Origin of the sequence: Escherichia sp. MOD1-EC6021 (assembly GCF_002965245.1) — a bacterium.
In the GTDB taxonomy this organism is placed as follows: domain Bacteria; phylum Pseudomonadota; class Gammaproteobacteria; order Enterobacterales; family Enterobacteriaceae; genus Escherichia; species Escherichia coli_F.
The window spans coordinates 290715-308331 of record NZ_PTRU01000003.1 but is presented as its reverse complement, the minus strand read 5'-3'; the positions used below and the strand labels follow the sequence as shown (position 1 = coordinate 308331).

19 protein-coding genes are annotated in these 17617 nt (G+C 50.1%); 13 read left to right on the top strand and 6 right to left on the bottom strand.

Annotated features, from left to right (window positions below; genetic code table 11):
• Position 1: 1 nt before the first annotated feature.
• Both BEB54_RS05880 and rimJ read right to left on the bottom strand, forming a co-directional pair.
• Positions 2-649, bottom strand: coding sequence for a YceH family protein (locus BEB54_RS05880; protein ID WP_000877119.1), 648 nt, complete (start codon positions 647-649; stop codon positions 2-4).
• A 10-nt stretch (positions 650-659) separates the two neighbouring features.
• Positions 660-1244: a ribosomal protein S5-alanine N-acetyltransferase gene (rimJ, locus tag BEB54_RS05875; RefSeq protein ID WP_000468191.1), complete on the bottom strand. Its 585-nt coding sequence runs from the start codon at positions 1242-1244 to the stop codon at positions 660-662.
• Between the two features lie 235 nt (positions 1245-1479).
• Here rimJ and mdtH point away from each other — a divergent pair, with 235 nt between their 5' ends.
• The 10 genes from mdtH to BEB54_RS05820 all read left to right on the top strand — a co-directional run bounded on the left by mdtH (position 1480) and on the right by BEB54_RS05820 (position 8909).
• Positions 1480-2688: a multidrug efflux MFS transporter MdtH gene (gene mdtH / locus BEB54_RS05870; RefSeq protein WP_105277114.1), complete on the top strand. Its 1209-nt coding sequence runs from the start codon at positions 1480-1482 to the stop codon at positions 2686-2688.
• Between the two features lie 63 nt (positions 2689-2751).
• Positions 2752-3399, top strand: a complete 648-nt coding sequence (gene grxB, locus BEB54_RS05865; protein ID WP_000780912.1) for a glutaredoxin 2 — start codon at positions 2752-2754, stop codon at positions 3397-3399.
• A gap of 133 nt (positions 3400-3532) precedes the next feature.
• Positions 3533-4093: a lipoprotein gene (locus BEB54_RS05860; RefSeq protein ID WP_001353288.1), complete on the top strand. Its 561-nt coding sequence runs from the start codon at positions 3533-3535 to the stop codon at positions 4091-4093.
• A gap of 105 nt (positions 4094-4198) precedes the next feature.
• Positions 4199-5245 (top strand): dihydroorotase, encoded by a 1047-nt coding sequence (gene pyrC / locus BEB54_RS05855; RefSeq protein ID WP_000126547.1) that lies wholly within the window; start codon positions 4199-4201, stop codon positions 5243-5245.
• A gap of 73 nt (positions 5246-5318) precedes the next feature.
• Positions 5319-5564, top strand: coding sequence for a DNA damage-inducible protein I (gene dinI, locus BEB54_RS05850; RefSeq protein ID WP_001217754.1), 246 nt, complete (start codon positions 5319-5321; stop codon positions 5562-5564).
• Between the two features lie 289 nt (positions 5565-5853).
• Positions 5854-6108, top strand: a complete 255-nt coding sequence (gene bssS / locus BEB54_RS05840) for a biofilm formation regulator BssS (protein ID WP_000414437.1) — start codon at positions 5854-5856, stop codon at positions 6106-6108.
• Positions 6109-6222: 114 nt separating this feature from the next.
• Positions 6223-7341 (top strand): N-methyl-L-tryptophan oxidase, encoded by a 1119-nt coding sequence (solA, locus tag BEB54_RS05835; protein WP_032183924.1) that lies wholly within the window; start codon positions 6223-6225, stop codon positions 7339-7341.
• Positions 7342-7388: 47 nt separating this feature from the next.
• Positions 7389-7502, top strand: a complete 114-nt coding sequence (locus tag BEB54_RS05830) for a YceO family protein (RefSeq protein WP_001253418.1) — start codon at positions 7389-7391, stop codon at positions 7500-7502.
• Between the two features lie 261 nt (positions 7503-7763).
• On the top strand, positions 7764-8330 hold the full coding sequence (locus BEB54_RS05825; protein ID WP_032302850.1) for a cytochrome b: 567 nt from the start codon (positions 7764-7766) through the stop codon (positions 8328-8330).
• 3 nt (positions 8331-8333) lie between these two features.
• Positions 8334-8909, top strand: a complete 576-nt coding sequence (locus tag BEB54_RS05820) for a YceI family protein (protein ID WP_000749261.1) — start codon at positions 8334-8336, stop codon at positions 8907-8909.
• 41 nt (positions 8910-8950) lie between these two features.
• Here BEB54_RS05820 and trhO read toward each other — a convergent pair whose 3' ends face one another.
• Positions 8951-10003 carry an oxygen-dependent tRNA uridine(34) hydroxylase TrhO gene (trhO, locus tag BEB54_RS05815; RefSeq protein ID WP_001353290.1) on the bottom strand — a complete coding sequence of 351 codons (1053 nt, stop codon included), beginning with the start codon at positions 10001-10003 and terminating at the stop codon, positions 8951-8953.
• A gap of 224 nt (positions 10004-10227) precedes the next feature.
• On the opposite strand from trhO, the gene lpxL reads away from it, so the two are divergent.
• The 3 genes from lpxL (at position 10228) to BEB54_RS05800 (ending at position 13003) form a co-directional block, all read left to right on the top strand.
• Entirely contained in the window at positions 10228-11148 is a 921-nt protein-coding gene (lpxL, locus tag BEB54_RS05810; protein ID WP_001353291.1) for a kdo(2)-lipid IV(A) lauroyltransferase, read from the top strand.
• Between the two features lie 171 nt (positions 11149-11319).
• Positions 11320-12546, top strand: coding sequence for a multidrug efflux MFS transporter MdtG (mdtG, locus tag BEB54_RS05805; RefSeq protein ID WP_032183921.1), 1227 nt, complete (start codon positions 11320-11322; stop codon positions 12544-12546).
• An 82-nt stretch (positions 12547-12628) separates the two neighbouring features.
• Complete coding sequence (locus tag BEB54_RS05800; protein ID WP_105277112.1) at positions 12629-13003, top strand: MysB family protein; 375 nt, start codon at positions 12629-12631, stop codon at positions 13001-13003.
• On the opposite strand, the gene BEB54_RS05795 is transcribed toward BEB54_RS05800, so the two are convergent.
• From BEB54_RS05795 to mdoG, 3 genes are all read right to left on the bottom strand, one after another.
• Positions 13004-13231, bottom strand: coding sequence for a YceK/YidQ family lipoprotein (locus BEB54_RS05795; protein WP_032183917.1), 228 nt, complete (start codon positions 13229-13231; stop codon positions 13004-13006).
• Positions 13232-13403: 172 nt separating this feature from the next.
• Complete coding sequence (gene mdoH, locus BEB54_RS05790) at positions 13404-15947, bottom strand: glucans biosynthesis glucosyltransferase MdoH (RefSeq protein WP_105277111.1); 2544 nt, start codon at positions 15945-15947, stop codon at positions 13404-13406.
• Positions 15940-17475: a glucans biosynthesis protein MdoG gene (mdoG, locus tag BEB54_RS05785; RefSeq protein ID WP_001300662.1), complete on the bottom strand. Its 1536-nt coding sequence runs from the start codon at positions 17473-17475 to the stop codon at positions 15940-15942. Before mdoG ends, mdoH begins: the two co-directional genes overlap by 8 nt.
• Positions 17476-17617: the final 142 nt, after the last annotated feature.

Sequence of the window (17617 nt, the reverse complement as noted above, 5' to 3'; positions counted from 1 at the left end):
TTTAATCTCCCAGATGGGCCAGCAACGAATCAAGACGCTGTTTCAGTTCTGCCACTTCGATTTCCAGAGCTTCGACGCGGGCCTGTAAATCACCGTCAACCGCGTTCGACGTATCCGTTACCGCCGGCTGATCTTCAACCTCACCACTGAAAAGATGCATGTAGCGGCTTTCGCGTTTACCCGGTTCGCGGGCCAGACGCACCACAAAAGGACCATCTTCGCGATTCGCCAGTTGTTCAAGCGTCGACTCCACTTCCGCCATATCGCTGAACTCATACATTCGCGCGGCGCGACTGCGCAGTTCTCCCGGTGTCTGGGCACCACGCAATAACAACGTGGTGATTAACGCTACTTCTGCGGCGCTCAGTTTCAGATCGCCAAATTCTGAATTACAAAAACGTTGCTCATATTTGGTGACCCGATTACCAAAACCGCTCACCGTGCGTAGATAATGACGTTTGACCAGATTATCCAGCTGTTCCTGCACTTCAGATTCACTCAGATTCATGACCGGTTCACGGTTCGTTTTCTGATTACAGGCCGTTACTACACCATTTACTGAAAGCGGGTATTGCTCCGGCGTAGTCACCTGTTTTTCCAGCAAGCAGCCAATCACGCGGGCTTCCAGAGCAGTAAGTTGATATTTCATCAGATTCTCCTTAGCGGCCAGGCGTCCAGTCTGGGGTGGTTAATGCCGTCAGAACATGATCGCGCCATTGTCCATCAATCAACAGATAGTTTTTCGCATAGCCTTCTTTTTCAAAACCCAATCGCGCCAGTAAATCACCGCTGCGTTTATTGTGCGGCATATAGTTGGCCATAATGCGATGAATATGTTGGGTGCGCTGCATATAACGAATGGAGGCGGTCAGGGCTTCAAACATGAGTCCTTTGCCCTGCCATTTTTGCCCAATCGAATAACCGAGATAGCAGGCATGAAAAGAGCCGCGAACAACATTGGAAAAATTGGCAACGCCAATAATCTCTTTTTCGTCCGGGTCGAATAAGCCAAAGTAGAAAGCTGAACCTTGTTTATGAAATTCGTTAATCATCCCTAGCCTGGCCTGCCAGCCTGATGGATAACAGTGGCTTTCGTCGCGCACTGGCTCCCAGGGCTTGAGGAAATGGCGATTCTCTGCGTAATAATCCGCAAGACGCCAGGCATCACGATCATGCACCAGACGCACGACCAGTCGGTCAGTGGTTAAGCGCACTTTTGGCACGTTACTGCGATAGCCAAACATTCTATACCTACTCCTTCCCGTAACGTCTTTAATACGCTGTAAGTATTACTATACCTGCGCAACCAGACCCTGTGAAAAGTCCAGAATGCCGTTTTCTGCATTATTCACATATTTGATAAAAACTCTCTATCAAAGCGACGTTTTGATAAAAAAATATTGTCCCCGAAGTGATGGGAAAAGTCTTAGCGGCAATGCAGAATAGAAAGTGCTCATCTTTTATTTCCCGGGAGGGGAAATGTCCCGCGTGTCGCAGGCGAGGAACCTGGGTAAATATTTCCTGCTCATCGATAATATGCTGGTCGTGCTGGGGTTCTTTGTTGTCTTCCCGCTGATCTCTATCCGCTTCGTTGATCAAATGGGCTGGGCCGCCGTCATGGTCGGTATTGCCCTCGGCCTACGCCAGTTTATTCAGCAAGGTCTGGGGATTTTCGGCGGCGCAATTGCCGACCGCTTTGGTGCCAAACCGATGATTGTCACCGGTATGCTGATGCGTGCCGCCGGATTCGCCACAATGGGTATCGCCCACGAACCGTGGCTACTGTGGTTTTCATGCCTGCTTTCGGGACTCGGCGGCACGTTGTTTGATCCTCCGCGTTCGGCGCTGGTGGTGAAACTAATCCGCCCGCAGCAGCGTGGCCGTTTTTTCTCACTATTAATGATGCAAGACAGCGCTGGTGCTGTCATTGGCGCATTGTTGGGAAGCTGGCTGTTGCAATACGACTTTCGCCTGGTTTGTGTCACAGGAGCCGTTTTGTTTGTGCTGTGTGCAGCGTTCAATGCGTGGTTGTTACCGGCATGGAAACTCTCCACCGTACGCACGCCCGTTCGCGAAGGCATGACCCGCGTGATGCGCGACAAGCGTTTTGTCACCTATGTCCTGACGCTGGCGGGTTACTACATGCTGGCTGTACAAGTGATGCTGATGCTGCCAATTATGGTCAACGACGTGGCGGGCGCACCCTCTGCCGTTAAATGGATGTATGCCATTGAAGCGTGTCTGTCTTTAACGTTGCTCTATCCTATCGCCCGCTGGAGTGAAAAGCATTTTCGTCTGGAACACCGGTTGATGGCTGGGCTGTTGATAATGTCATTAAGCATGATGCCGGTGGGCATGGTCAGCGGCCTGCAACAACTTTTCACCCTGATTTGTCTGTTTTATATCGGGTCGATCATTGCCGAGCCTGCGCGTGAAACCTTAAGTGCTTCGCTGGCGGACGCAAGAGCTCGCGGCAGTTATATGGGGTTTAGCCGTCTGGGTCTGGCGATTGGCGGCGCGATTGGTTATATCGGTGGTGGCTGGCTATTTGACTTGGGTAAATCAGCGCACCAACCAGAGCTTCCGTGGATGATGCTGGGCATTATTGGCATCTTCACTTTCCTTGCGCTGGGTTGGCAGTTTAGCCAGAAACGCACCGCGCGTCGTTTGCTGGAACGCGACGCCTGATTTGATACTCCCCCCTGACTCCTCCATACTGAAAGTGAACTGACAGCCAAATGGAGGAGTCACGTGAAGCTATACATTTACGATCACTGCCCTTACTGCCTCAAAGCCCGCATGATTTTCGGCCTGAAAAATATCCCCGTCGAATTACATGTTCTGCTCAATGACGACGCAGAAACACCCACCCGGATGGTCGGTCAAAAACAGGTTCCCATTCTGCAAAAAGATGACAGCCGCTATATGCCAGAAAGCATGGACATCGTTCACTATGTCGATAAACTCGACGGCAAACCGTTACTGACCGGCAAACGTTCACCTGCCATTGAAGAATGGCTGCGCAAGGTCAACGGCTACGCCAACAAACTGCTGTTACCGCGTTTTGCCAAATCGGCATTTGATGAGTTTTCTACTCCCGCCGCGCGCAAATATTTTGTCGACAAGAAAGAAGCCAGCGCGGGTAATTTTGCCGACCTGCTGGCCCACTCTGACGGTCTGATTAAGAATATCAGCGATGATTTACGTGCGCTGGACAAACTTATCGTCAAACCGAACGCCGTGAATGGCGAACTTTCGGAAGACGATATTCAGCTATTTCCGCTCCTGCGTAATCTGACGCTGGTAGCCGGAATCAACTGGCCAAGCCGCGTTGCTGATTACCGCGATAATATGGCGAAACAGACACAAATCAATTTGTTATCATCAATGGCGATTTAATCCTGACCCGCCGCGGCAGCCTGTATTCGTGGGTTGCCGCCGTTTTCAGTTTTTTCTGCTGGCGAGTTTATCGCTGGTGACACATGCTGCGTTGTGTCAGGATATTGACGCAGATTTCATGTCGAGGACTACCATGAACAAGTTTTTATTTGCCGCTGTATTGTTCGTCAGTGGCCTGCTCGTTGGCTGTAATCAACTCACCCAATACACCATCACCGAACAAGAAATTAACCAGTCGCTTGCGAAACATAATAATTTCTCAAAAGATATCGGTTTACCCGGCGTGGCTGACGCTCATATTGTTCTGACAAACCTGACCAGCCAAATTGGTCGCGAAGAGCCGAATAAGGTTACCCTAACCGGAGACGCCAATCTGGACATGAACTCCCTGTTCGGTAGCCAGAAAGCGACCATGAAACTGAAGCTGAAAGCGCTGCCTGTGTTTGATAAAGAAAAAGGCGCGATCTTCCTGAAAGAGATGGAAGTAGTCGATGCGACGGTACAACCGGAAAAAATGCAAACGGTGATGCAAACGTTGCTTCCCTATTTGAACCAGGCATTACGCAATTACTTTAACCAGCAACCTGCTTATGTCCTGCGCGAAGATGGCAGTAAGGGCGAAGCAATGGCGAAGAAACTGGCGAAAGGTATTGAAGTGAAGCCTGGTGAAATTGTCATTCCGTTTACTGATTAATCACGAGGGCGCATTTGCGCCCTTTATTTTTCGTGCAAAGGAAAACGTTTCCGCTTATCCTTTGTGTCCGGCAAAAACATCCCTTCAGCCGGAGCATAGAGATTAATGACTGCACCATCCCAGGTATTAAAGATCCGCCGCCCAGACGACTGGCACCTTCACCTCCGCGATGGCGACATGTTAAAAACTGTCGTGCCTTATACCAGCGAAATTTATGGACGGGCTATCGTAATGCCCAATCTGGCTCCGCCCGTAACAACCGTTGAGGCTGCCGTGGCATATCGCCAGCGTATTCTTGACGCCGTACCTGCCGGGCACGATTTCACCCCGCTGATGACCTGTTATTTAACAGATTCGCTGGACCCTAATGAGCTGGAACGTGGATTTAACGAAGGCGTGTTCACCGCTGCAAAACTTTACCCCGCAAACGCAACCACTAACTCCAGCCACGGCGTGACGTCGGTTGATGCAATCATGCCGGTACTTGAGCGCATGGAAAAAATCGGTATGCCGCTACTGGTGCATGGTGAAGTGACACATGCAGATATCGACATTTTTGATCGTGAAGCGCGCTTTATTGAAAGCGTGATGGAACCGCTGCGCCAGCGCCTGACCGCGCTGAAAGTCGTTTTTGAGCACATCACCACCAAAGATGCTGCCGACTATGTCCGTAACGGAAATGAACGTCTGGCGGCCACCATCACTCCGCAGCATCTGATGTTTAACCGCAACCATATGCTGGTTGGTGGCGTGCGTCCACACCTGTATTGTCTACCCATCCTCAAACGCAATATTCACCAACAGGCACTGCGTGAACTGGTCGCCAGCGGTTTTAATCGCGTATTCCTCGGTACGGATTCTGCGCCGCATGCACGTCATCGCAAAGAGAGCAGCTGCGGCTGCGCGGGCTGCTTCAACGCCCCAACCGCGCTGGGCAGTTACGCTACCGTCTTTGAAGAGATGAATGCTCTGCAGCACTTTGAAGCATTCTGTTCTGTAAACGGCCCACAGTTCTATGGCTTGCCGGTCAACGACACATTCATCGAACTGGTACGCGAAGAACAGCAGGTTGCTGAAAGCATCGCATTGACTGATGACACACTGGTGCCATTCCTCGCCGGTGAAACGGTACGCTGGTCCGTTAAACAATAAAAATCGTAGCTTCCTGTTGTCATTAGGTTATTTTAACTGTATAAATAACCAGTATATTTAACAGGGGGCTATTATGCGAATTGAAGTCACCATAGCGAAAACTTCTCCATTGCCAGCTGGGGCTATTGACGCCCTGGCTGGCGAACTTTCCCGCCGTATTCAGTATGCGTTTCCTGATAATGAAGGCCACGTATCGGTACGTTATGCCGCAGCGAATAATTTATCGGTTATTGGCGCGACAAAAGAAGATAAACAGCGCATTAGCGAAATTCTCCAGGAAACGTGGGAAAGCGCCGATGACTGGTTTGTCAGCGAATAATATGCAGTGATTTTTGTTTTTGCCGGGTCGCCCCGGCTTTTTTATTTTACTTACGAATTTCGAGTACAAAATTTCTACACTTCCTCAAAATAATTGCACAATATGCTAAAAAAATATGAATGACATGCTGTTTTATTGTTCATATAAATCTTAAAAGCAAAAATTTATCTGTTCCCCCCTTTAAAAATTCGGTGAATACCCTTACTTATTGGTATACTGAAGTTGCTTCAGATAAAAACGCATTGAACCTCGAATAACGTTGTCTAGTAACACGAATTAGGGGGCCATGATGGAAAAAAATAATGAAGTCATTCAGACTCATCCGCTCGTAGGGTGGGACATCAGCACCGTTGATAGCTATGATGCGCTGATGTTGCGTTTGCACTACCAGACCCCAAATAAGTCCGAGCAGGAAGGGACTGAAGTTGGTCAGACGCTCTGGTTAACCACTGATGTTGCCAGACAATTTATTTCGATATTAGAAGCAGGAATCGCCAAAATTGAATCCGGTGATTTCCCGGTAAACGAGTATCGGCGTCATTAACATGACATGACCATCCACCCAAAAGGCACCTCACTGGTGCCTTTACCATTTCTGGGTTGTATATCTGCATTCAGTTAATTACTCTGCTTAAACCATGAGAGCAGAGAGAAAAAAATGAAATACGATCTCATCATTATTGGCAGCGGTTCCGTAGGCGCTGCCGCCGGGTATTATGCAACCCGTGCCGGTTTAAACGTGCTAATGACCGACGCCCATATGCCACCGCATCAACACGGCAGCCACCACGGCGATACGCGATTAATTCGCCATGCTTATGGTGAAGGCGAAAAGTATGTCCCGCTGGTCCTCCGCGCGCAAACGCTGTGGGATGAACTCTCCCGCCACAACGAAGAAGATCCCATTTTTGTACGCTCTGGCGTCATTAACCTTGGCCCGGCTGATTCCACATTTCTCGCCAACGTCGCCCACAGCGCCGAACAGTGGCAACTCAACGTTGAAAAGCTCGATGCGCAAGGGATTATGGCCCGCTGGCCGGAAATACGCGTCCCGGACAACTACATCGGATTATTTGAGACTGATTCCGGCTTTTTACGCAGCGAACTGGCGATTAAAACCTGGATCCAACTGGCGAAGGAAGCGGGTTGTGCGCAGTTGTTTAACTGCCCGGTCACCGCAATTCGTCATGACGATGATGGCGTAATTATTGAAACGGCTGACGGTGAGTATCAGGCGAAAAAAGCGATCGTCTGCGCGGGAACATGGGTAAAAGATCTGCTCCCGGAACTGCCTGTCCAGCCCGTACGCAAAGTATTTGCCTGGTATCAGGCCGATGGTCGCTATAGCGTGAAGAATAAATTCCCGGCGTTTACCGGTGAACTGCCCAATGGCGATCAATATTATGGTTTTCCGGCAGAAAACGACGCGTTGAAGATTGGCAAACATAACGGAGGCCAGGTTATCCATTCAGCGGATGAACGTGTTCCGTTTGCGGAAGTCGTCAGCGATGGCTCGGAAGCCTTCCCGTTCTTGCGCAATGTATTGCCGGGTATCGGTTGCTGCCTGTACGGCGCTGCCTGCACCTATGATAATTCGCCTGACGAAGATTTTATTATCGATACTCTACCCGGCCACGATAATACACTGCTCATTACCGGCCTGAGCGGGCACGGTTTTAAATTTGCGTCAGTTTTAGGGGAAATAGCTGCCGATTTTGCGCAAGACAAAAAAAGCGATTTTGATTTGACGCCATTCAGGCTTTCCCGCTTCCAATAATCATCATTACGGCCTCCAGAATGAGGCCGTTTTTACAGGAGTATTTAATGCGTCGGCTGTTGCACTATCTCATCAATAATATTCGCGAGCATCTGATGCTTTATCTTTTTCTCTGGGGACTGTTGGCAATTATGGACCTGATCTACGTGTTTTATTTTTAGTTTTTCCGCACTGACATAAACTGACAAATATTTAATCTCCCTTTCATTTAGCGTGAAAAATTGAATGAGATTCTTCCTGCCTCTACAGCACTTACCAGACCTTCCAGATGCTGAACCCACTAAACTTATGAAGATTCTTTCATTATTAATTCAAAATTATTGAAATAAAAATAAATATCATTCAATTTGTTATTTTTGTGTTGCAATTCATTCTCCGACACGCCATTTTCTTTCTCTCGCAAATTCGTTTTGGATGCACTTATGTCATTCACAAATACCCCTGAACGCTATGGTGTTATATCTGCGGCCTTACATTGGCTAAGCGCAATTATTGTCTATGGCATGTTTGCTTTAGGTCTGTGGATGGTCACGCTCAGCTATTACGATGGCTGGTACCACAAAGCACCCGAATTGCATAAAAGCATCGGCATTTTGTTAATGATGGGGCTGGTTATTCGCGTTCTTTGGCGTGTCATATCTCCACCGCCGGGTCCGCTGCAAAGTTATTCGCCCATGACTCGTGTTGGCGCAAAGGCTGGACATCTTGCATTGTACCTATTGCTCTTTGCCATCGGCATCAGCGGCTATCTGATCTCAACTGCCGATGGTAAACCGATCAGCGTTTTTGGCTGGTTTGACGTCCCCGCGACCCTCGCCGACGCTGGCGCACAGGCTGACTTTGCCGGTGCCCTGCATTTTTGGCTCGCGTGGAGCGTCGTAGTACTGTCCGTTATGCACGGATTTATGGCCCTGAAGCATCATTTCATCGATAAAGACGACACTCTGAAGCGCATGCTGGGAAAGTCGTCATCTGACTATGGAGTATAAAAAATGAAAAAAAGCCTGCTTGGTTTAACCTTCGCTTCCTTGATGTTCTCTGCCGGTTCAGCGGTTGCCGCCGATTACAAAATTGACAAAGAAGGTCAGCACGCCTTTGTTAACTTCCGCATCCAGCATCTTGGCTATAGCTGGTTATATGGCACCTTTAAAGATTTCGACGGTACTTTTACCTTTGATGAAAAAAATCCAGCTGCCGATAAAGTGAATGTGACAATTAACACCACCAGCGTCGATACTAATCACGCCGAACGCGATAAACATCTTCGCAGTGCGGATTTCCTCAATACCGCAAAATATCCACAGGCAACATTCACCTCCACCAGCGTGAAGAAAGACGGTGACGAACTGGATATTACCGGCGATCTGACGCTGAATGGTGTAACCAAACCCGTCACGCTGGAAGCGAAATTAATTGGTCAGGGCGACGACCCGTGGGGCGGTAAACGTGCAGGCTTTGAGGCCGAAGGCAAAATTAAGCTCAAAGACTTCAATATCAAGACAGATTTAGGTCCAGCTTCTCAGGAAGTTGATCTGATTATTTCAGTGGAAGGCGTACAGCAGAAGTAAGCGTGAAATGTTGCCGGATGACACGCATCCGGCAATGATATTTATTCTGTTGGATCAGGAATGCCCAGTGTTGTATTCAGACGTCCACGAGACTTATTAAAGATCTTATTGCCATTTTCACGTCCTGCCCGACGGCGTCGCTGTTCTTCTGGCGGTAACGCGCTTTCTTCGCAGCAAATCTCACTGCAACAACCTTTGTATTTTTCTGCACATACTGGACACTGAATAAACAGCAGGTGGCAGCCATCATTTTTACAGTTGGTATGGCTGTCGCACGGCGCACCGCACTGGTGGCAATGCGCGATAATCTCATCAGATATACGTTCGCCCATCCGCTCGTCAAACACAAAATTTTTGCCAATAAAACGCACCGGTAAGCCCTGCTCGCGCGCCTTACGGGCGTATTCAATAATTCCGCCTTCGATATGCCAGACTTTATTGAATCCGTTATGTTTCATCCAGGCACTGGCCTTTTCACAACGAATGCCGCCGGTGCAGTACATAACGATTTTTTTATCTTTATGTTCCTGCATCATCTCGACTGCTTTTGGCAGCTGCTCACGGAAGGTATCTGCCGGAATTTCCAGCGCGTTTTCAAAGTGCCCCACTTCATACTCATAATGATTACGCATGTCGATAAACAGAGCATCGGGATCGTCAAGCATGGCGTTCACTTCTGCCGCCTGCAGATACTCACCAACATTGCTGGCATCAAAGTGAGGATCGTCAATACCGTCGGCTACGATGCGATCGCGCACCTTCATGCGCAGTACCCAGAAGGATTTCCCGTCATCATCCAACGCGATATTCAGGCGTAAGCCATCTAAAGCAGGGTCGAAGCCGTATAGCTGTGCGCGAAATGTTTCAACATTGCTCGCAGGTACACTGATTTGCGCGTTAATCCCCTCATGCGCCAGATACACTCGCCCAAAAATATTCAGCGCAGTAAACAGCTGATATAAAGCGTCACGGGTCGCTTTCGGATCGGCGATGTGGAAATACTTATAAAACGAAATGGTGGTGCGCGGTTCACGCTCAGCCAACATTTTGGCTTTCAGCGCGTCGTTGGAAATGCGGTTGTGTAACACTGGCATGGTGTACGGTTCCTGCGAGATGGGAAAGTAAAAATCCGCGGCATGATATAGCAATTATCGATAATTAACATCCACACATTTTACGCTACATTTGCGCATTAAAAATTATTTATTATTTACAAGCGCGGTAATTTCGCCCAGTCTTCAGCCACAAATTTTGGTTGCGGGCGAAAAAATGCGACAATACATACAATTGCCCGAATAGGTTGAAAAACAGGATTGATATGACGAATCTACCCAAGTTCTCCACCGCACTGCTTCATCCGCGTTATTGGTTAACCTGGCTGGGTATTGGCGTACTTTGGTTAGTCGTGCAATTGCCCTACCCGGTTATCTACCGCCTCGGTTGTGGATTAGGAAAACTGGCGTTACGTTTTATGAAACGACGCGCAAAAATTGTGCATCGCAACCTGGAACTGTGCTTCCCGGAAATGAGCGAACAAGAACGCCGTGAAATGGTGGTGAAGAATTTCGAATCTGTTGGTATGGGGCTGATGGAAACCGGCATGGCGTGGTTCTGGCCGGACCGCCGAATCGCCCGCTGGACGGAAGTGATCGGCATGGAACACATTCGTGACGTGCAGGCGCAACAACGCGGCATCCTGTTAGTTGGCATCCATTTTCTTACACTGGAGCTGGGTGCGCGGCAGTTTGGTATGCAGGAACCGGGGATTGGCGTTTATCGCCCGAACGATAATCCACTGATTGACTGGCTACAAACCTGGGGCCGTTTGCGCTCAAATAAATCGATGCTCGACCGCAAAGATTTAAAAGGCATGATTAAAGCCCTGAAAAAAGGCGAAGTGGTCTGGTACGCACCGGATCATGATTACGGCCCGCGCTCAAGCGTTTTCGTCCCGTTGTTTGCCGTTGAGCAGGCTGCGACCACAACCGGAACCTGGATGCTGGCACGGATGTCCGGCGCATGTCTGGTGCCCTTCGTTCCACGCCGTAAGCCAGATGGCAAAGGGTATCAGTTGATTATGCTACCGCCAGAGTGTTCTCCGCCGCTGGATGATGCCGAAACCACCGCCGCGTGGATGAACAAAGTGGTCGAAAAATGCATCATGATGGCACCAGAGCAGTATATGTGGTTGCACCGTCGCTTTAAAACACGTCCGGAAGGTGTTCCTTCACGCTATTAAATCTCCCATGCCGGATGCTTCAGAATGGTATCCGGCATTACCACAGCAAATCCCCCTGATTTAGCGATAAAAGCTCTCTGGATTGCGCCCCCTGGAAGTCGGGCGCATAATTAGTGTGCTTATCTTTTCTTCTTATGTTCACCGCGCCTGGCGCACCAACAGCGGATTGCTATGTCACCCTGTGAAAATGACACCCCTATAAACTGGAAACGAAACCTGATCGTCGCCTGGCTAGGCTGTTTTCTTACCGGTGCCGCCTTCAGCCTGGTAATGCCCTTCTTACCCCTCTACGTTGAGCAGCTTGGCGTTACGGGCCACTCCGCCTTGAATATGTGGTCCGGTATTGTCTTCAGCATTACATTTTTATTTTCGGCCATCGCCTCACCGTTTTGGGGTGGGCTTGCCGACCGTAAAGGCCGAAAACTCATGCTATTACGCTCTGCCCTTGGGATGGGCATCGTGATGGTGTTAATGGGGATGGCACAAAATATCTGGCAGTTTTTGATCCTGCGGGCGCTGCTTGGTTTGCTTGGCGGATTTGTTCCCAACGCTAATGCTCTTATCGCCACACAAGTACCGCGTAATAAAAGCGGCTGGGCGCTGGGTACGCTCTCCACAGGCGGCGTTAGCGGCGCGTTGCTCGGCCCAATGGCTGGTGGTTTGCTTGCCGATAGCTACGGCTTACGTCCGGTATTCTTTATTACCGCCAGTGTGCTGATACTTTGCTTTTTCGTCACCCTGTTTTGCATCCGAGAAAAATTCCAGCCGGTCAGCAAAAAAGAGATGCTGCATATGCGGGAAGTGGTGACATCACTTAAAAACCCGAAACTGGTACTCAGCCTGTTTGTCACCACGTTAATCATCCAGGTGGCGACGGGTTCAATTGCCCCTATTCTGACGCTGTATGTCCGCGAACTGGCGGGTAACGTCAGTAACGTCGCCTTTATCAGTGGCATGATCGCCTCGGTGCCAGGCGTGGCTGCTCTGCTGAGTGCACCACGACTCGGCAAACTTGGCGATCGAATCGGCCCCGAAAAGATCCTGATTACAGCGTTGATCTTTTCTGTACTGCTGTTGATCCCAATGTCTTACGTTCAGACACCGTTACAACTTGGGATCTTACGCTTTTTGCTCGGTGCTGCCGATGGTGCACTACTCCCCGCCGTACAGACACTATTGGTTTACAACTCAAGCAACCAAATCGCCGGGCGTATTTTCAGCTATAACCAATCTTTTCGTGATATTGGCAACGTTACCGGGCCATTGATGGGAGCGGCGATTTCGGCGAACTACGGTTTCAGAGCGGTATTCCTCGTCACCGCTGGCGTAGTGTTATTCAACGCAGTCTATTCATGGAACAGTCTGCGCCGTCGTCGGATACCCCAGGTATCGAACTGATTTTTCGCCTTTCATACTTGCAAAAGCGGAGAATCAGCTATCCTTTTCCCTGAAACCTCATCAACTCAAAGGGAGAATCGTGATGACCATGTACGCAACGCTTGAAGAAGCCATTGACGCTGCACGCGAAGAATTTCTTGCAGACAACCCCGGCATCGACGCCGAAGACGCGAATGTGCAACAGTTCAATGCCCAAAAATACGTTTTGCAGGACGGCGACATCATGTGGCAAGTTGAGTTTTTTGCCGACGAAGGGGAAGAAGGTGAATGTTTACCCATGCTTAGCGGTGAAGCCGCGCAAAGTGTCTTTGTCGGCGACTATGATGAGATAGAGATCCGCCAGGAGTGGCAGGAAGAGAATACATTACATGAATGGGACGAGGGGGAATTTCAGCTTGAGCCACCGCTGGATACGGAAGAAGGACGGGCAGCGGCTGATGAGTGGGATGAACGCTAATTACTCATACGGGCCATGATGAATGTCGATCGGCAGCAGTAAAGTATCGAAAACAAGGGAGAATGGCAGATCAAGGATCGTGACGTAACGCCAGGCGGAGTCACGCACATCCCATTGCACACCGGGATAATATTGGTTGCCATGCCCCTGCCCCGGTATAGTGCGACTAATGATGCTGCCACAGCCACACAGCAAGGTCACCATGATGCTCACCATAATTAAACGCATTTGATACCCCTTCCGTAAAAAAATACCGGCATAACGCCGGTATTTTTATTGGCTCGTTGTTTTTGCCTAATGCGGCGTGAACGCCTTATCCGACCTACAAAATCTTGCAAAATCAACACATTGCAGGAGCAATGTAGGCCTGATAAGCGTAGCGCATCAGGCAACTACGTTTTTATTGCGAAGCCGTATCCGGTTTACGCAATGCCAGTGGATTGAGCTTTATCCCTTCGTAATAACTCACCCATGAAGAATATCTCTCCGGGGAATTCCAGACGCGGAAATGCAGACGGGCCATTGTCACCGGATCGCTTAGCAGCACCAGGCGACGATCGCGATTCAGCTTCTCTGGCGTCTCGTTGAGCGCCTGTTCAACGTGGCGGTCACGGGCGATTTCCAGCACCTTACTGGCGCGGTGACGCGCCGTCGCCATTGCGGTTGCCAGAGCGTTAAATGACGGGTTAAACACCGCGTGCATAAAACCATCATCAAGGGAGCGTTTACGATTCATCTCAAGGAAACGATCGGTATCAACCAGCACCTGCGGTGGTGAATACTCTTCCGGGATCAGGAACAGTTTCCAGCGTTTGGTTCGCAGACCCACGGTAGTACGGCTGGAGATCACCGAAACAAACGGTGACAGGATCAACGAGAAGACAATCGGTGCCAGCCAGAACAGGAAACGGAGATCCAGCCACGCCATACCAACCGCCCACACTAACCCCAGCAGCAGCTGAGAGCCGTGGCGTTTGAATGCTTCGCCCCAGGAAGTGGAGTCATCATCACGCTGCGGTGAATTCCACACCACTTCCCAGCCAAGGAACGCGCTGACGACGAAGACCGTATGGAACAGCATGCGTACCGGAGCCAACAGCACGGAAAACAGCACTTCCAGCAGCAGCGATAATGTAACGCGCCAGAAGCCACCGTATTCTTTCGTTCCTTTGCACCAGATAAGCAAAATGCTCAATAACTTCGGCAGGAACAACAGCACCATAGTCGAAGCAAACAGCGCTATCGCCAGCTCAGGACGCCACTGCGGCCACACCGGGAACAACTGCCGTGGTTGCAGGAAGTATTGCGGTTCGGTCAACGCATGCACTACCTGCAATGCAGTAGAAAGCGCGAGGAACATAAACCACAGCGGAGCGGAGAGATAAGACATCACGCCCGTCAGGAATACCGCACGGTGAACCGGGTGCATACCCTTAACCAGGAACAGACGGAAGTTCATCAGGTTACCGTGGCACCAACGGCGGTCACGTTTTAGCTCATCAAGCAAGTTAGGCGGCAATTCTTCATAAGAACCCGGGAGATCGTAAGCAATCCACACCCCCCAACCTGCACGGCGCATCAACGCCGCTTCCACGAAGTCATGTGACAGGATTGAACCGGCAAAGGAACCTTCGCCCGGCAGCGGAGCCAGTGCGCAGTGCTCGATAAACGGTTTCACGCGGATAATCGCGTTATGTCCCCAGTAGTGCGACTCGCCAAGTTGCCAGAAGTGCAAACCGGCTGTAAACAGTGGCCCATACACGCGGGTCGCGAACTGCTGACAGCGCGCATACAGCGTATCCATACCGGACGCTTTCGGCGACGACTGAATGATCCCGGCGTTCGGGTTGGCTTCCATCAGGCGCACCAGGCCGCACAAACAATCACCGGTCATTACCGAGTCAGCATCCAGCACCACCATGTAGCTGTACTGGCTGCCCCAGCGACGGCAGAAGTCATCGATATTACCGCTTTTACGCTTCACGCGACGACGGCGGCGGCGATAGAAAATCTGACCTTCGCCACCGACTTCAGCGATAAGCTCCATCCAGGCTTTTTGCTCTGCGACGCAGATATCCGGGTTATAACTGTCACTCAGAATGTAGACATCAAAGTGTTTGGCATTCCCGGTGGCTTTTACTGATTCCCACGTTGCACGCAGGCCAGCAAAAACACGGTTCACGTCTTCGTTACAGATAGGCATGATCAACGCCGTGCGATGCTCCGGGTTTAATGGTTCATCGCCAACTGTCGACGCAGATATACTGTATTTATCGCGACCAATAAGCAGTTGCAGGAAGCCCATCAACGCCGTCCAGAATCCGGCGGACACCCAACAGAACAGCACCGCAAAGAGGATCAGGATACCGGTTTGCAGCATATAAGGCAGAAGCTGCATAAAGGAAACCCACACATCCTGACCAACCATATCCATAGGATTAATCAGCGCCCACCCCTGATAAGGAAGAATGGTCTTCATATACCAGGTCGCGACAACAGTTTGCGCGAGCGTAAGGATTAACAAAATGTAACGGCGGATGGTACCGACGGTACGCCACTTTTGCTCGCTTTCCTGCTCTTCTTTGGTCAAACGAGCCAGATAGCGCGGCGTCACATCGCGTCCACGCAGGCGATCCCAGAAACGGCCTACCGGGTTGGTACGCCACGGATCGGGAAACATCGAGGAGCGTTTTGCTTCTGGCATCGCCTTAAGCTGATCGCGCCCTTCATCGTCTTTAATTAACTGTCCATCAGCAAGTGAATCTGGCCAGGCTTGTTCCAGACGCGCCTTTACCGAGCCTTGCGGGGAGTCATCCTCCCGCGCCCAGGTGCGGTGTTCGGCATCCAGCGCCTGATGAACGGCGCGGATATCAGTCTTCGGCAATGCCGCTTTCTCGCTTGCGGCGATGGGCATTGCGTCAATGTACTCAGTTGTCTTATTCATTGGCAGGTAACTGGTAGCTCCAGGTTTCACTCAACGTCTGATCGGCATTCACCAGCGCAGCACGCATTTCAGTGGTTTTCTTGGCATCTTTCACTTTCACACGCATCACCAGACGCCAGCCTTTGGTAACCGGGTTATAGCGCACCGTGCTTTCAACTATCTCACCATTATCACCAATGCTGGTTTGCGCTGTGACCGGGGTATCCTCTGGCAGTTTTTTCATCTCTGCGCCGGTAAAATCAACCACAAAGGCGATAGTACCGTCAGGCTGGCGAATCAGGTTCGACTGCTTCACATCCCCCGTTGAACGACGCGTTTGTTGCACCCATGCGTTATCTGGTGCATGCAGTTTGTCTTCATCACGGCTAAAGGTGATGGTGTATTTAAAGTTCATCTCTTTACCCGGCTCCGGCAGCTGATCCGGCGTCCAGTAAGCGACGATGTTATCGTTGGTTTCATCGTTGGTTGGAATTTCCACCAGCTCAACGCTGCCTTTGCCCCACTCCCCTTTCGGAGTCACCCATGCGCTTGGACGGAGGTCGTAACGATCATCGAGATCTTCGAAGCGGGAGAAATCACGACCGCGCTGCAACAGACCGAAGCCTTGCGGATTTTCCATCGAGAAGCTGCTGACCGCTAAATGTTTCGGGTTATTCAACGGACGCCAGATCCATTCACCATTACCGGCATGGATAGACAGGCCGTTAGAATCGTGCAACTCCGGACGATAGTTATTTGCAGGCGAAGGTTGGTTCGGCCCAAACAGGAACATACTGGTTAACGGTGCAACCCCCAGTTTGCCGACTTTATCGCGCAGATAGATTTTCGACTGCACATCCACAACCGTGTCACGCCCTGGCATAACCACGAATTTGTAAGCACCTGTCGCACGCGGCGAGTCAAGCAATGCATAAATGGTTAAACGTTTATCAGTCGGTTTTGGACGCTCGATCCAGAACTCTTTGAAACGTGGAAATTCTTCACCCGATGGCAAGGCGGTATCAATTGCCAGGCCGCGGGCAGAAAGGCCATAAACCTGACCTGCGCCAATCACGCGGAAATAGCTGGCCCCGAGCATGCTGACGATTTCATCGTTTTTATCTTTGCTGTTGATCGGGTAAAGCACTTTAAAACCGGCAAAACCAAGGTCTTTTACCGTGTCTTTATCATGCTGAACATCGCCGAAAGTGAAATAATCCGGGCTGTATTTGATTCGTTTGACTGCGGTGGCAGTCACTTCATTTATTTTGACCGGGGTATCGAAGTACATACCCTGATGGTAGAACTCGAGTTTGAATGGGGTCTTCAGATTGTTCCAGTACGCTTTGTCATGATTAAACTGGATCTGCTGATAGTCCGCGTATTTCATGTCGCGGAAAACGGAGGGCAAGTTGCTTTTAGGCGCCTCATAGCCTTTCCCGGCTAAGGATTGAGCTTGCTTTGCGACATCATCAATACTGAAAGCCCAGCTTGAAGATGTATACAGGGTTAACATTACTGCAGCACTCAACCAACGCATTTTCATCATTTGTAGTTTATGTTTCATAATTAGTAAGCACTTCCCCCTTTGTGTGCTTATATCGATCCGATCTATTTTAATGGATAACCAGCCATTCCGACAACAGAATCCCGGTATCGTTCAACACGCTGGCTCATGGATTAAGCACCTG

Excerpts from the sequence above, each read along its gene's own strand:
- mdtH (WP_105277114.1), top strand. The coding sequence starts at position 1,480 with ATGTCCCGCGTGTCGCAGGCGAGGAACCTGGGTAAATATTTCCTGCTC.
- mdoH (WP_105277111.1), bottom strand. The coding sequence starts at position 15,947 with ATGAATAAGACAACTGAGTACATTGACGCAATGCCCATCGCCGCAAGC.
- solA (WP_032183924.1), top strand. The coding sequence starts at position 6,223 with ATGAAATACGATCTCATCATTATTGGCAGCGGTTCCGTAGGCGCTGCC.
- BEB54_RS05800 (WP_105277112.1), top strand. The coding sequence starts at position 12,629 with ATGACCATGTACGCAACGCTTGAAGAAGCCATTGACGCTGCACGCGAA.
- BEB54_RS05830 (WP_001253418.1), top strand. The coding sequence starts at position 7,389 with ATGCGTCGGCTGTTGCACTATCTCATCAATAATATTCGCGAGCATCTG.
- BEB54_RS05860 (WP_001353288.1), top strand. The coding sequence starts at position 3,533 with ATGAACAAGTTTTTATTTGCCGCTGTATTGTTCGTCAGTGGCCTGCTC.
- BEB54_RS05825 (WP_032302850.1), top strand. The coding sequence starts at position 7,764 with ATGTCATTCACAAATACCCCTGAACGCTATGGTGTTATATCTGCGGCC.
- BEB54_RS05820 (WP_000749261.1), top strand. The coding sequence starts at position 8,334 with ATGAAAAAAAGCCTGCTTGGTTTAACCTTCGCTTCCTTGATGTTCTCT.
- BEB54_RS05795 (WP_032183917.1), bottom strand. The coding sequence starts at position 13,231 with ATGCGTTTAATTATGGTGAGCATCATGGTGACCTTGCTGTGTGGCTGT.
- mdoG (WP_001300662.1), bottom strand. The coding sequence starts at position 17,475 with ATGATGAAAATGCGTTGGTTGAGTGCTGCAGTAATGTTAACCCTGTAT.
- trhO (WP_001353290.1), bottom strand. The coding sequence starts at position 10,003 with ATGCCAGTGTTACACAACCGCATTTCCAACGACGCGCTGAAAGCCAAA.
- BEB54_RS05880 (WP_000877119.1), bottom strand. The coding sequence starts at position 649 with ATGAAATATCAACTTACTGCTCTGGAAGCCCGCGTGATTGGCTGCTTG.
- mdtG (WP_032183921.1), top strand. The coding sequence starts at position 11,320 with ATGTCACCCTGTGAAAATGACACCCCTATAAACTGGAAACGAAACCTG.
- dinI (WP_001217754.1), top strand. The coding sequence starts at position 5,319 with ATGCGAATTGAAGTCACCATAGCGAAAACTTCTCCATTGCCAGCTGGG.
- rimJ (WP_000468191.1), bottom strand. The coding sequence starts at position 1,244 with ATGTTTGGCTATCGCAGTAACGTGCCAAAAGTGCGCTTAACCACTGAC.
- pyrC (WP_000126547.1), top strand. The coding sequence starts at position 4,199 with ATGACTGCACCATCCCAGGTATTAAAGATCCGCCGCCCAGACGACTGG.
- lpxL (WP_001353291.1), top strand. The coding sequence starts at position 10,228 with ATGACGAATCTACCCAAGTTCTCCACCGCACTGCTTCATCCGCGTTAT.
- bssS (WP_000414437.1), top strand. The coding sequence starts at position 5,854 with ATGGAAAAAAATAATGAAGTCATTCAGACTCATCCGCTCGTAGGGTGG.